Origin of the sequence: Marinobacterium halophilum (assembly GCF_003014615.1) — a bacterium.
GTDB classification, from domain to species: domain Bacteria; phylum Pseudomonadota; class Gammaproteobacteria; order Pseudomonadales; family Balneatricaceae; genus Marinobacterium; species Marinobacterium halophilum.
Genome location: NZ_PYGI01000006.1, coordinates 110,139 through 122,970 on the forward strand (window position 1 = coordinate 110,139; position 12,832 = coordinate 122,970).

At 55.1% G+C, this 12,832-nt stretch carries 13 protein-coding genes; 12 read left to right on the top strand and 1 reads right to left on the bottom strand.

Annotated elements, in window-relative coordinates:
- Nucleotides 1–12 precede the first annotated feature (12 nt).
- From CLV44_RS05725 to CLV44_RS05770, 10 genes are all read left to right on the top strand, one after another.
- On the top strand, nucleotides 13–507 hold the full coding sequence (locus CLV44_RS05725; protein WP_106591150.1) for a TRAP transporter small permease: 495 nt from the start codon (nucleotides 13–15) through the stop codon (nucleotides 505–507).
- A complete protein-coding gene (locus tag CLV44_RS05730; RefSeq protein ID WP_106591151.1) occupies nucleotides 497–1,801 on the top strand; it encodes a TRAP transporter large permease in 1,305 nt (434 codons plus the stop codon). Before CLV44_RS05725 ends, CLV44_RS05730 begins: the two co-directional genes overlap by 11 nt.
- Nucleotides 1,802–1,998: 197 nt before the next feature.
- Complete coding sequence (gene exaC, locus CLV44_RS05735) at nucleotides 1,999–3,519, top strand: acetaldehyde dehydrogenase ExaC (RefSeq protein ID WP_106591152.1); 1,521 nt, start codon at nucleotides 1,999–2,001, stop codon at nucleotides 3,517–3,519.
- A gap of 287 nt (nucleotides 3,520–3,806) precedes the next feature.
- The gene (gene pqqA, locus CLV44_RS05740) at nucleotides 3,807–3,878 is read left to right on the top strand and encodes a pyrroloquinoline quinone precursor peptide PqqA (protein WP_003243383.1); all 72 of its coding nucleotides are present in this window, start codon (nucleotides 3,807–3,809) and stop codon (nucleotides 3,876–3,878) included.
- Between the two features lie 77 nt (nucleotides 3,879–3,955).
- Nucleotides 3,956–4,876 (top strand): pyrroloquinoline quinone biosynthesis protein PqqB, encoded by a 921-nt coding sequence (pqqB, locus tag CLV44_RS05745; protein ID WP_106591153.1) that lies wholly within the window; start codon nucleotides 3,956–3,958, stop codon nucleotides 4,874–4,876.
- 11 nt (nucleotides 4,877–4,887) lie between these two features.
- Entirely contained in the window at nucleotides 4,888–5,646 is a 759-nt protein-coding gene (gene pqqC, locus CLV44_RS05750) for a pyrroloquinoline-quinone synthase PqqC (RefSeq protein WP_106591154.1), read from the top strand.
- Nucleotides 5,639–5,917, top strand: coding sequence for a pyrroloquinoline quinone biosynthesis peptide chaperone PqqD (pqqD, locus tag CLV44_RS05755; RefSeq protein WP_106591155.1), 279 nt, complete (start codon nucleotides 5,639–5,641; stop codon nucleotides 5,915–5,917). Before pqqC ends, pqqD begins: the two co-directional genes overlap by 8 nt.
- Nucleotides 5,910–7,055 (top strand): pyrroloquinoline quinone biosynthesis protein PqqE, encoded by a 1,146-nt coding sequence (gene pqqE / locus CLV44_RS05760; protein ID WP_211298086.1) that lies wholly within the window; start codon nucleotides 5,910–5,912, stop codon nucleotides 7,053–7,055. Before pqqD ends, pqqE begins: the two co-directional genes overlap by 8 nt.
- On the top strand, nucleotides 7,021–8,901 hold the full coding sequence (locus CLV44_RS05765) for an alpha/beta hydrolase family protein (RefSeq protein WP_106591157.1): 1,881 nt from the start codon (nucleotides 7,021–7,023) through the stop codon (nucleotides 8,899–8,901). Before pqqE ends, CLV44_RS05765 begins: the two co-directional genes overlap by 35 nt.
- Nucleotides 8,902–9,173: 272 nt before the next feature.
- Complete coding sequence (locus CLV44_RS05770) at nucleotides 9,174–10,550, top strand: NAD(P)-binding domain-containing protein (protein WP_106591158.1); 1,377 nt, start codon at nucleotides 9,174–9,176, stop codon at nucleotides 10,548–10,550.
- A 169-nt stretch (nucleotides 10,551–10,719) separates the two neighbouring features.
- Here CLV44_RS05770 and CLV44_RS05775 read toward each other — a convergent pair whose 3' ends face one another.
- The gene (locus CLV44_RS05775; RefSeq protein ID WP_170069274.1) at nucleotides 10,720–11,199 is read right to left on the bottom strand and encodes an HPP family protein; all 480 of its coding nucleotides are present in this window, start codon (nucleotides 11,197–11,199) and stop codon (nucleotides 10,720–10,722) included.
- 107 nt (nucleotides 11,200–11,306) lie between these two features.
- Here CLV44_RS05775 and CLV44_RS05780 point away from each other — a divergent pair, with 107 nt between their 5' ends.
- Complete coding sequence (locus CLV44_RS05780; RefSeq protein ID WP_106591159.1) at nucleotides 11,307–11,873, top strand: TetR/AcrR family transcriptional regulator; 567 nt, start codon at nucleotides 11,307–11,309, stop codon at nucleotides 11,871–11,873.
- 62 nt (nucleotides 11,874–11,935) lie between these two features.
- The gene (locus tag CLV44_RS05785) at nucleotides 11,936–12,790 is read left to right on the top strand and encodes a DMT family transporter (RefSeq protein ID WP_106591199.1); all 855 of its coding nucleotides are present in this window, start codon (nucleotides 11,936–11,938) and stop codon (nucleotides 12,788–12,790) included.
- Nucleotides 12,791–12,832: the final 42 nt, after the last annotated feature.

Sequence of the window (12,832 nt, forward strand, 5' to 3'; positions counted from 1 at the left end):
AACGGAGCTGACATGTCTACCCGACGACCCAAGTTCAGGCCAGAAGCCTGGCTCGCCACCCTGGCATTGATTGCGATCTGCCTGATCAGTCTGGGCAATGTCATCGTGCGCTATGCGACCGATGCCTCGTTTGCCTTTACCGAAGAGTTTTCGGTGTTTTTTCTGGTGCTGCTGACGTTCGCAGGTGCGGCCGTTGCGGCACGGCACAATCAGCATATTCGCATCGAGCTGATTGAGCATCACCTGCCTAAGCCGTTACTGAAAATCGTGTATGTCCTGCAGTGGTTGGCAGGCATGGTGGTTTTGGGTATTACCGTCTGGTATGGCTCTGTGTTTGCATGGGAAGAGTATCAATGGGAGTCCCTGTCGCCTGGACTGGGTTTGCCCAACTGGATCTATGTGGTCTGGCTACCGTTGATGGCGGCGGCGATCATGATTCGGTTGACTCAGAATCTTGCGGATCGGCTCCGTGGCAAGCAGGGCGAGGAGGTCATTCATGAGTCCTGATCTGCTGCTGATCGGAAGCTTTTTGATTGCACTGCTGCTGGGTGTGCCGGTCGCCATCGCGCTGGGCCTGGGTGGTGTAGTCGGTATTCTGGCCGGGTTGTCACCCGACATGCTGGCGACGCTAGGTACCAACACCTATAACAGTGTGGCCAAGTACCCGCTGATTGCGATTCCGTTGTTCATATTGACCGGTCTTATTTTCGAGCGGGCAGGGGTTGCGGCCAGTCTGGTCCGCTTTGCTCAGGCGGTCATAGGTCCACGCCATGGTGGTCTGGCGGTCGTTGCCGTGCTGGTCTGTCTGATTATGGGTGGCATGAGCGGCTCAGGCCCGGCAGATGCGGCAGCGGTGGCGATGGTTATGCTGCCCAGCATGCGCAAGGCGGGCTATCCGCAGCCCTTCTCTGCCACGCTGATTGCCGCGTCGTCATCGACCGCAATTTTGATACCCCCCTCGATTGCCCTGATTCTGTATTCAATCGTGGTGCCGGGTGTTGATCTGCGTGCGCTGTTTGCGGCAGGTTTGTTTCCGGGCATTCTTGCCGGTTTGTCACTGCTGGTGCCGGCTTTATGGCTGTCACGCAAGCATGGCTGGGAAGATCCGCGCGAGTCTGAGCGTCCGCCCTTATGGGAAAGTTTCAAGGCAGCTCTGCCGGCTCTGTTCGCGCCCATTATCATTCTAGGTGGTTTGCGTTCCGGCCTGTTCACGCCGACTGAAGCGGCTGTGGTTGCAGTGACCTATGGCGTGATCGTCGGTAGCCTGATCTACCGTAACCTGGGCATCAAAGACCTGTTCAACCTGGCGACTGAAGCGGCGGTGACGTCGGGTGTGGTGATGTTTATCATCGCATTGGCAGGCATTTTTGCCTGGGCGGGTACAACTTTGGGTACCTTCCAGCACTTGGCTGACGGCCTGCTGTCACTGTCGGACAGCGGTTGGGTGTTGCTGATTCTGGTAATGGTGTTGGTGTTGATTGCCGGCATGCTTCTGGATGCGGTGTCGATCTATTTGATTCTGATTCCGATCGTGTTGCCGCTGATGAATCACTTCGGCTGGAACCCGGTCTGGTTCGGCATCCTGCTGGCGATGAATATCGCCATCGGTCAGTTTACACCGCCGGTAGCGGTCAATCTGATGGTAACGACACGGATCGCCAATATCCGTTTGGAGCACACCATCGGCTGGGCGCTGATCTTCATTGCGGCTATGGCTTCGAGTCTGATATTGGTGATGCTGGTGCCGGGAATTGCACTCTGGTTGCCAGATAAGCTTGGGTACGTTGTCGGCAACTGGTAACTCTTTACAAGCAGGTGGGGGCGCAAGGTCCCCGCTCACTTTGACCCCTCTCAAAACATCATCCTGTCTACTACTAAAGAGCCACATTCTCAGGTCCAAGGCACTATACTCGGATATCAGTTGCGGTAGCTAAGATTGAACCATCAATCGTTACTGCTCTTCGAGCGTGATGTGAATAACAACAAGAGGCTAAGAATATGATCTACGCACAGCCAGGACAGGCAGATTCCATTGTCACTCTGAAGCCGCGTTACGGCAACTTTATCGGTGGCGAATGGATCGCACCGGTCAAGGGTGAGTATTTTCAGAATATCTCACCGGTAACCGGCGAAGCCTTCTGTGAAATCCCACGCTCTACAGCCGAAGATATCGAACTGGCGCTGGACGCCGCGCATGCCGCCAAAGATGCCTGGGGTCGCGCTTCAGTTACCGAACGTTCCAACGTCCTGCTGAAGATTGCAGATCGTCTGGAAGCCAATCTTGAGAAAATCGCCGTCGCGGAAACCTGGGATAACGGCAAGGCCGTTCGTGAAACGCTGGCTGCTGATGTGCCGCTGGCCGTTGATCACTTCCGTTACTTTGCTGGTTGCATCCGTGCGCAGGAAGGCTCCATCGGTGAGATCGATGAAAACACCGTGGCTTATCACTTCCACGAGCCGCTGGGCGTGGTCGGACAGATCATTCCGTGGAACTTCCCGCTGTTGATGGCGGCTTGGAAAATTGCACCGGCTCTGGCCGCCGGTAACTGCATCGTGTTGAAGCCGGCCGAGCAGACGCCCTGGTCGATTCTGAAACTGGTTGAAGCCATTGAAGACCTGCTGCCGGCGGGTGTGCTGAACGTCGTCAACGGTTTTGGTGCCGAAGCCGGTCAGGCGTTGGCCACCAACACCCGTATCGCCAAGATTGCCTTCACCGGTTCTACCCCTGTAGGTGCGCACATCCTTAAATGTGCTGCCGAAAATATCATCCCGTCGACGGTTGAGCTGGGTGGCAAGTCGCCGAATATCTACTTCGAAGATGTCATGAATCACGAAGACGCCTTCATCGACAAGTGTGTTGAAGGTACCGTGCTTGCATTCTTCAACCAGGGTGAAGTCTGCACCTGTCCGTCCCGTTTGTTGGTACAGGAAAGCATCTATGACGACTTCATCGCACGCGTGATTGACCGCATCAAGAAGATCAAGCGGGGCAATCCGCTGGATAGCGAAACCATGGTCGGTGCGCAGGCCTCCAAGGAGCAGTACGAGAAGATCCTGGGCTACCTCGACATCGGTCGTGAAGAAGGCGCTGAAGTATTGATTGGTGGCGACAAGGAGCAGATGGATACAGGTTTCGAGACCGGCTACTACATCCAGCCGACGCTGCTCAAAGGCACCAATGACATGCGTGTGTTCCAGGAAGAGATCTTTGGCCCGGTTGTATCGGTTACCACCTTTAAAGACGAAGCGGAAGCACTGGCGATTGCCAACGACACCGAGTTCGGTCTGGGCGCTGGCGTATGGAGTCGCGACATGAACCGTTCTTACCGCATGGGTCGTGGCATTCAGGCCGGCCGTGTATGGACCAACTGCTACCATCAGTACCCGGCGCATGCTGCCTTTGGTGGTTACAAAAAGTCTGGTGTTGGCCGCGAAAACCACAAGATGATGCTTGATCATTATCAGCAGACCAAAAACATGCTGGTCAGCTACGATATCAACCCGCTCGGCTTCTTCTAAGCGCGCCGCGGTTTCTCCGAAGCTCTGCACAGGGACGTGCACTCATGACTGCTTCACCCTGGCAGTCAACTGCTCTGCAGCAGTGACACTTTTAACGGCCTTCGGGCCGTTTTTTTATGTGTTGAACTTACCATGCGCTCGGGGTACGGGAGGGCGTTAGTCGTCCCGCGTTCCTACCAAATCAGCGCCGAATTCATTCCAAAGTACCATATAGGGGCAGGGGTACAGTTGCCTACTATCAAGGTGTCTCCAATGACACACCGATAACAACAATGAGGTAACGTATTATGTGGACTAAACCAGCTTACACTGACCTGCGTATCGGCTTCGAAGTTACCATGTACTTCGCCAACCGCTAAGCGCCCCCAGGCGGCCCTGAGGGGCTGCCTTCTCCTGCCGACAGGCACTTCCTACCCCCCAGCGGAATTACACAATAATGAAAATACAGATTTTAGGCTCAGCGGCCGGGGGCGGCTTTCCGCAGTGGAACTGCAACTGCGACAACTGCAAAGGCCTGCGTAACGGCACTCTGAATGCCAAAGCCCGTACCCAATCCTCTATCGCTGTCAGCCTCAATGGCAACGACTGGATCCTGTTCAACGCCTCACCTGACATCCGCGCTCAGCTGGAAAGCTTTGAGCCCCTGCAGCCGAAGCAGGGCAAGCGTGATACCGGGATTGCGGCCATTGTCCTGATGGACAGCCAGATCGATCACACCACCGGCCTGTTGATGTTGCGTGAAGGTTGTCCGCACTCGGTCTACTGCACCGACATGGTCAAACAAGACCTGAGCACCGGCTTTCCTGTATTCAATATGTTGGAACACTGGAATGGTGGTTTGGTATGGAATCAGATTCCGAGTACCGCGATCTATAATGAATTTACGATCCCGGAAGTGCCGGGTATCACCCTGACGGCCGTGCCGCTGCGTTCCAGTGCGCCGCCGTATTCGCCGCACCGTAATGATCCGCATCCGGGCGATAATATTGGCATGCTGTTGCGTGATGATGCGACTGGCCGCTCGCTGTTCTATGCGCCGGGCCTTGGCCAGATCGAAGACCACCTGCGCCCGATTATGGAAGACGCTGACTGCCTGTTGGTGGATGGCACGCTGTGGCGTGAAGACGAGATGATCCACGCCGGTGTTGGCGACAAGCTGGGTGTACACATGGGACACCTGCCGCAGTCCGGTGAGAATGGCATGATTGCCTACCTGGATACCCTGGATAAGCCGCGCAAGGTGCTGATTCACATTAACAACACCAACCCGATCCTGATCGAAGACTCCCCCGAGCGGGGTGTGCTGGCCGAGCATGGCATTGATGTTGCTTTTGACGGCATGAGCATCGAACTCTGAGGAGGCAAAGCATGAGTAACCGTGAACCGATGAGCCGCGATGCGTTTGAACAGGCGCTACGGGCCAAGGGCGATCTCTATCATATTCATCACCCGTACCATGTGGCGATGTATGCCGGTCAATCTAGCCCGGAGCAGATCCGTGGCTGGGTCGCCAACCGTTTTTATTATCAGGTCAGCATTCCGCTAAAGGATGCTGCCATTATGGCTAACTGTCCGCACCGCGATGTGCGTCGACAGTGGCTGCAGAGGATCATGGACCATGATGGTTACGATGGTGCTGTGGGTGGTATCGAAGCCTGGCTGCAGTTGGGCGAGGCTGTGGGCCTGAGTCGCGAAGAGATCCTGTCGCATGAACATGTCTTGCCGGGTGTTCGCTTTGCCGTGGACGCTTATGTCAACTTCGCGCGCCGTACCACTTGGCAGGAAGCTGCCAGCTCCTCGTTGACCGAGCTGTTCGCTCCGCATATTCATCAGTCTCGCCTGGATACCTGGCCACAGCACTATCCGTGGATCAAGGAGGAAGGCTACCAGTACTTCCGCAACCGCTTGACTGAAGCCCGTCGCGACGTGGAACACGGCCTGCAGATTACATTGGATCACTACACTACCCGTGAGCAGCAGGACCGGATGCTGGAGATACTTCAGTTCAAACTGGATGTGCTCTGGAGCATGCTTGATGCCATGAGCATGGCGTATGAACTGGAACGCCCGCCATATCATACCGTCACTCAGGAGCGTGTGTACCACCGAGGACTGTTCAATGAGTAAGCCTGAACTGGATCAGACCCCAAGCCTGAATCCCATGTTTCGTTTCCAGTGGGAAGAGGCGCAGAACGGTCATGTGCTGCTTTACCCTGAAGGGATGATCAAGCTCAACGACAGTGCCGGTGCCATCCTGGCTGAAGTGAATGGCGAACAGAATTGCACGGCTATTATCCATGCGCTTGAGACCCGCTTCCCTGAAGCGGGTGCGCTGGGGCCGGATGTGCTGGAGTTTCTGGAGGTTGCCCATGAGCAGAACTGGATCCGTTATGTCTGAAACCGTGGAACCGACACCGGCCAAGCCGTTGGGTCAGCCCCTTTGGCTGCTGGCGGAGCTGACATACAAGTGCCCGCTGCAGTGCCCCTACTGCAGTAATCCACTGGATTTCGCCGACCATGGTGAAGAACTGACCACAGAGCAGTGGATTGAAGTCTTCCGTGAGGCCCGCAAGATGGGTGCTGCCCAGCTCGGTTTTTCGGGTGGCGAGCCGCTGGTGCGACGTGATCTGGAGCAGTTGATCGCTGAAGGGCGCAAGTTGGGTTATTACACCAACCTGATCACCTCCGGTATCGGCCTTAATGCGGAGCGTATCGCCGCGTTTCGCGAAGCCGGACTGGATCATATCCAGATCAGCTTCCAGGCTTCGGACGAGACGGTTAACAACATGCTCGCTGGCTCAAGCAAGGCGTTTGAGCAGAAGCTGAAAATGGCGCGTGAGGTGAAGGCCCAGGGTTACCCGATGGTGCTCAACTTCGTGACCCACCGGCATAATATTGATCGCATCGACCGTATTATTGAACTCTGTGTCGAGCTGGAAGCGGACTACGTTGAGTTGGCTACCTGTCAGTATTACGGTTGGGCGCATGAAAACCGCGAGACACTGCTACCGACGCAGGCTCAGTTGGAGCGTGCCGAGCGGATTACCAATGAATACCGCGATCAGCTTGCCGCCGCTGGCAACCCGATCAAGTTGATCTTCGTGACCCCCGACTATTATGAAGAACGGCCGAAAAAGTGCATGAACGGCTGGGGTGAAATATTCCTCACTGTTACCCCTGATGGTACCGCACTGCCGTGCCACAGCGCGCGCATGCTGCCGATCGAGTTTCCCAATGTGAAAGACCATAGTCTGCAGCACATTTGGCGCGACTCATTTGGTTTCAACCATTTCCGCGGGGATGACTGGATGCAGGAGCCGTGTCGCTCCTGTGACGAGAAAGAGCAGGATCTGGGTGGGTGTCGCTGTCAGGCCTATATGCTGGCCGGGGACATGAATGCAGCCGATCCGGTATGCAGCAAATCACCGCATCACCATAAGATTCTCGACGCTCGTGCCGCTGCTGAGCAGGTCAGCGAAGATACTCCAATCACGTTCCGCAATGAACGCAACTCCCGTGTCTTTGCACGCGGTTGAGCCGCTGCTGGCGGCGGAAGAAGCGGTCTCCGCCATTCATGACTATGCTGCGCTCAAGTTTCATCAAGGCAACCTGTACGGTGTTGGCTTTGATGCCGCCAGTGGTCGCAACCGGTTGTGTCATTTCAGTGGCGGGCAGGCGGAAAGCCTGCTGCCCAATCATGTCAGTGTGCGCAGCCGTGTGCATGAATATGGCGGTGGAGCCTGGTGTATTGCAGGTGTCCATGCCTGCTTTGTCCATGCGGATGATCAGCAGATTTGGCAAGCGCCATTGGCTGCAGGTGAGCCTCCTCACCCATTAACGTGCCAGCCGGATACCCGTTTTGCCGACCTGGCGTTCGACCCGCTGCGCGAGCGCCTGCTTGCGATCAGCGAGACGCATCTGTCATCACTGGAGCCTGTCAACCGATTGGCTGCTATCAGTCTGCATACTGGGGCTATCGAAATTCTGGCTGAAGGTGCCGACTTTTACAGCTCACCGGCCTTGAGCCCGGATGGCTGCCAGTTAGTCTGGATCGAATGGGATCACCCGCAGCAGCCCTGGCGTTGTACGCGTGTCATGCTGGCGCAATTGAATGAACAGGGTGAGGTCGAGACGGCCCGGCAGGTATCCGATACGGATGAAGCGGCCTGGGCACAGCCACGCTTTTCGCCGGATGGGACGTTACATGTCGTGGTTGATCGTAACAACTGGTGGCGCATCGAATCACTGACGGCGACGGGCTTTCAGGCGCTGTCTGGAACAGTGCCCGAGCGTACCGAGTTTACTACCGCCCCTTGGCAGTTTGGTCTTGCAACCTATGGCTGGAATGCGGCGGGTGCGTTGCTGGCGCTGGGACAGTGTGATGGGTATACATATCTTTGGTGTCATGATGGCTCAGCGTGGTGCCCGCTGGAGTTGAGCCTGATGCCTGCACGGATGCATGCCTTGGTGTGTGATGGCAACAGGCTTGGTTGTGTGGCCGAATTCAGTGACCGCTTGCCGGCGGTTGTGCGGATTGACAGTGCGCTGACAGCCGATGACCCGGATCAATGCGATATTCTGTATGGTGGCGACTGTCCTGCGTACACGCCCAGTTTGCCCGTCAGTCTGAGTGTCGAACGGGATGAAAACCTGAGCGTGCCGTACTTTCTTTATCGTCCTGCCGGTATTCCCGCTGACCGGCTCCTCCCGCTGGTGATCTGGACCCATGGTGGCCCCACCGCCATGACTGCGCCGTCCTTTAAGCCGGCCATTCAATACTGGACCCAGCGTGGATTCATGATTGCCGATGTCAATTATCGCGGCAGCACGGGCTATGGCCGTGATTACCGCATGCAGCTGGAAGGGCAGTGGGGTGTCCGTGATGTGGACGATGTTATTGCGGTTGCAGCCGATCTGGTTGAACAGGGACAGGCCGACCCTCAAGCCCTTTTCATTCGCGGCAACAGCGCCGGTGGCTATACCACCCTGAGTGCTTTGTGTGACTCTGACTTGTTCAGCGGTGGTGCCAGCTTGTACGGTGTCAGTGATCCCGCCCGACTGAATCAGCTGACGCACAAGTTCGAGTCCCGTTATCTGCATTGGCTGATCGGAGACCCGCAGCAACAGAGTGAACGCTACCTTGAACGTTCGCCGCTCCACCGTGCCGACCGTATCAGTGCTCCGGTTATTTTTTTTCAGGGTATGCAAGATCAGGTAGTCCTGCCGGAGCAGACCCGTAATATGGCAGAGCGCCTCAATTGCAACGACATCCGTGTGGAAACCCATTATTTCGATAACGAAGCACATGGCTTCCGACAACCGGATAACCAGGCGGCTGTTCTGGAGCATGAATTGGCATTTTACCGCAGCATAATCAGTTGATTAGATAAGCTTCCGACGTTATCCGAGTCGGGCTTAATTACACTGATATCGGTGTTTTTATATTTGCACAACACCTTTCCGATGGCATGAAATGTGCTAAATCGAAGTGATTCCAGCCATCATTTAATATAGAAAATCTCTGTATTTTTACGAATATGGAACTGTTCTGTAACAGTTCTTCCGACTTTTCTGAAGGTTTACCTGCAATTATTTGGAAATCCAAGGCTAAATCCTTTAGTATTGCTATGGTTTTTTAGTTAAGGGAGTAGGTTTTGGCTAATCAAAAAATAGCAATTTTAGGTGCAGGTCCCAGTGGTTTAGCTCAGCTGCGTGCGTTTGAAGCCGCTCGTCGCGCGGGTGTCAAAGACCTTCCGGAAATTGTGTGTTACGAAAAGCAGAATGATATCGGCGGCATGTGGAACTACACATGGCGCACCGGCCTGGATAAAAACGGCGAGCCGGTTCATGGCAGCATGTACCGCTACCTCTGGTCCAATGGCCCGAAAGAGTGTCTGGAATTTGCGGATTACTCCTTTGATGAGCATTTTGGCCGCGCGATTCCGTCCTACCCTCCGCGTGCAGTACTGAAAGACTACATCATGGGGCGCATCGACAAGGAAGCGATCCTGAAGTACATCCGTTTTGAGTGCCCCGTGCGCTGGGTGACTTATGACAAAAGCAGTAAAAAGTTTACTGTTACTGTCATGAATCACAAAACAGGTGAGCAGGAAACCAACGAATTCGATTATGTCGTTGTCGCTACCGGACATTTCTCTACGCCCAACATGCCGTATTTTGATGGTGTAGAGCAGTTCCCGGGACGTGTGTTGCATGCACACGATTTCAGGGATGCCCTGGAGTTTGAAGGGCAGAACATTCTGCTGGTGGGCGCAAGCTACTCCGCAGAAGATATCGGTTCCCAGTGCTATAAGTACGGTGCCAAGTCTGTCACCATCAGCTATCGCAGCAATGCGCTGGGCTTCGAATGGCCTGAAGGTCTCGAAGAGAAGCCTTTGTTGACGCACTTCGAAGGCAATATCGGTCACTTCGCCGATGGTTCAAGCAAACAGTTCGATGCCATCATCATGTGTACGGGTTACCTGTTCCACTTCCCGTTCCTGCCGGATGAGTTGCGCCTGCAGACCCATAACTGCCTGTATCCGGACAACCTGTACAAAGGTATGTTCTTCCAGAACAATCCGCAGCTGATTTATCTGGGCATGCAGGATCAGTACTTCACGTTCAACATGTTCGATGCTCAGGCATGGTTCGCGCGTGACGTGATGCTGAACCGTATCCAGTTGCCGGATACCGATACCTGCCGTGACGACATCAACGAGTGGCTGTCACGCTATGACAAGACGGAAAGCTGCAACGACTCCATCGATTTCCAGGCCAGTTATATCCGCGAATTGGTAGATGCGACCGACTATCCTGATTTCGCTGTTGAGAAGCAGGCGGATCTGCTGAAGCAGTGGCTGCTGGACAAGCAGGAAAACATCATGGGCTTCCGTGAAAAAGCCTACCGTTCAACCGTAACCGATACCATGGCAACCGAATTGCCGGGACGCTGGTTGGATATTAAAGATGATTCACTTGAAGGTTTCATGTCACTCCGCTTTGTTGAGCCGCATAAAGAATCGGCTTAATCATCAGTGACAGTGAAACGGCATGGCCTCTATTCTTGAGGTCATGCTTCGCTTGGCATAGCGTTCATAACCAGACTGAACTCCGCATACATATCCCCGTCGTCATCACATCACCATTCCCTTGCTACTCTGACCAACTCCAAGCCTGATCGTATGTGCGTTGCGCCGTTTATAGCCAGCGTTGTGGGTATTGCTGGCCCGAAATGCGGTTGTGATACAGATAGCCAAAGAGCACGATGGTCAGGGTGCCAGCGGCCACGGGTGTCAGCAGGAAATCCCAACCTTCACCGCTGAACATGATGATAAGCGGATTGGCACCGGCGGGAGGGTGAGTGGTATGGGTCAGCAGCATCAGCATGACCGCCAAGCCCACCGCCAAACCAAGGGACCAGGTGTGTACGCCCATGACGGATGCAACGCTCAAGCCTACCGCTGAAGTGAGCAGGTGACCCAAAATAATGTTGCGCGGTTGGGCCAGAGGGCTGGCCGGTAGCCCGAACAGAATGACCATAGTCGCCCCGAAAGGCGCCATCAGCCAGATTGAATCCTGTAGTGTGCCCATCAGACTTAAACCGGTAATGCAGAGTGCCGCGCCCACGCCGGCAAACAGTGCGGCTTTGTAGTGGGCCAGGTTGAGTAGATCTTTCATTGTGTTTCCTTGTGCGACAGGTTGGTAGACCGATTTGTCTACATAGGGTAGACAGGTCTGTCTATTCATGTCAATGTTCGGCTTGAACATTAAAGCGGGAGTAACACATGGATAAGCGTGAGCAGTTGGTGAGTGTTGCCTTTGATCTCTTTTACCGGCACGGCGTTCACGCGGTGGGGATCAACCGCGTATTGGCAGAGTCCGGCATCGCCAAAAAAACCTTGTATCACTATTTCCCGAGCAAGGATGAGTTGGTGGCGGCTACGGTGAGTTATAGAGATCACGGATTCGTGCAATGGCTGCAGCAGCGTTTGGATCTGGCGGAGGGATATGAGGCGGTCATGGCGCTGTTTGATGCGCTGGACGACTGGTTCAATGGCCGTGACCCTTCCATACAGCCTTTCTACGGCTGTTTCTTTATCAACGTGAGTGCCGAGTTCGGCAACCCTGAACATCCTGTCCATCAACAGTGTGCGGCACATAAGCAGCAATTGGCGGCTCTGATACGGCAGCGACTTGAGTCAATGCCAAAGTATGCGGCTGATAGTCTGATTGATGCGTTGTTGCTGTTAAAAGAGGGCGCTATTGTTCAGGCATCGGTCGCGGGCGACCTGGAGGCAGGGCTCAAGGCCAAGGCGGTGGCGCAGCGGCTGTTCAGCTTAGCCAACGTTTAATCCTGTTGCGGTGGCTTCGTTGTACGTGGAGCTTTCCGCATTTTTTCTGAAGATGGATGCTGATGAATAATAATAAAACGCCAGCACTACGCGTATTCACGTTAACGACCTTGGCCATGCTGGCCTTTGCCGGTAATTCACTATTGTGCCGGGTGGCATTGAAAGAGACCGATCTCGATGCCGCCAGTTTCACCACGATCCGCCTGTTGTCCGGTGCATTGGTATTGTGGCTGCTGGTTCAGCTTCGGCGCAGTGAGGCCAGCGGGAAGGGCAATATGCTGTCTGCGCTGGCGCTGTGGGTCTATGCGGCAGGGTTCTCGTTTGCCTATATCAGCCTGGATGCAGGTATTGGCGCATTATTGCTGTTTGGGGCCGTGCAGGCGACGATGATCGGGTATGGCCTGTGGCGGGGAGAGCGGTTTACCCGTCTGCAAGTACTGGGGTTGGTATTAGCGTTAGGCGGGCTGATCGGTTTGCTGTTGCCCGGGCTTTCGGCACCGCCGCTGGCAGGCTCATTATTGATGTTGCTGGCGGGTGTGGCCTGGGGAGTGTACTCACTGCGCGGGCGTGGGGCCGGTGATCCAACGCGGGTGACAGCCGGTAATTTTATCCGCGCAGTTCCCGTCGCCCTGTTGCTGAGCCTGCTGATGTTGCCACAGGCACAACTGGACCCGGTTGGTGTTGGCTACGCGATTGCCTCGGGGGCGTTGGCGTCGGGCGTGGGGTATGCGCTCTGGTACACCGTGTTGCCGTTACTGCAGACGACCCGTGCGGCCACCATTCAGCTCAGCGTGCCGGTGATTGCAGCCGCAGGGGGCGTGTTGCTGTTGGGCGAAGCGGTCAGCCTGCGTTTGCTGCTGGCATCCTGTGCAATTCTGGGCGGCATCGCACTGGTGATTTGGGAGAAACGGTCATAAGGGCCATACGCTGTACGGTGGAATAACCGGGTGTTATCCCGG

What these genes read in the sequence shown, in the direction of transcription:
- CLV44_RS05725 (WP_106591150.1), top strand. Translation starts at nt 13, where the DNA reads ATGTCTACCCGACGACCCAAGTTCAGGCCAGAAGCCTGGCTCGCCACC.
- CLV44_RS05730 (WP_106591151.1), top strand. Translation starts at nt 497, where the DNA reads ATGAGTCCTGATCTGCTGCTGATCGGAAGCTTTTTGATTGCACTGCTG.
- exaC (WP_106591152.1), top strand. Translation starts at nt 1,999, where the DNA reads ATGATCTACGCACAGCCAGGACAGGCAGATTCCATTGTCACTCTGAAG.
- pqqB (WP_106591153.1), top strand. Translation starts at nt 3,956, where the DNA reads ATGAAAATACAGATTTTAGGCTCAGCGGCCGGGGGCGGCTTTCCGCAG.
- pqqC (WP_106591154.1), top strand. Translation starts at nt 4,888, where the DNA reads ATGAGTAACCGTGAACCGATGAGCCGCGATGCGTTTGAACAGGCGCTA.
- pqqD (WP_106591155.1), top strand. Translation starts at nt 5,639, where the DNA reads ATGAGTAAGCCTGAACTGGATCAGACCCCAAGCCTGAATCCCATGTTT.
- pqqE (WP_211298086.1), top strand. Translation starts at nt 5,910, where the DNA reads ATGTCTGAAACCGTGGAACCGACACCGGCCAAGCCGTTGGGTCAGCCC.
- CLV44_RS05765 (WP_106591157.1), top strand. Translation starts at nt 7,021, where the DNA reads ATGAACGCAACTCCCGTGTCTTTGCACGCGGTTGAGCCGCTGCTGGCG.
- CLV44_RS05775 (WP_170069274.1), bottom strand. Translation starts at nt 11,199, where the DNA reads ATGAAAGATCTACTCAACCTGGCCCACTACAAAGCCGCACTGTTTGCC.
- CLV44_RS05780 (WP_106591159.1), top strand. Translation starts at nt 11,307, where the DNA reads ATGGATAAGCGTGAGCAGTTGGTGAGTGTTGCCTTTGATCTCTTTTAC.
- CLV44_RS05785 (WP_106591199.1), top strand. Translation starts at nt 11,936, where the DNA reads ATGAATAATAATAAAACGCCAGCACTACGCGTATTCACGTTAACGACC.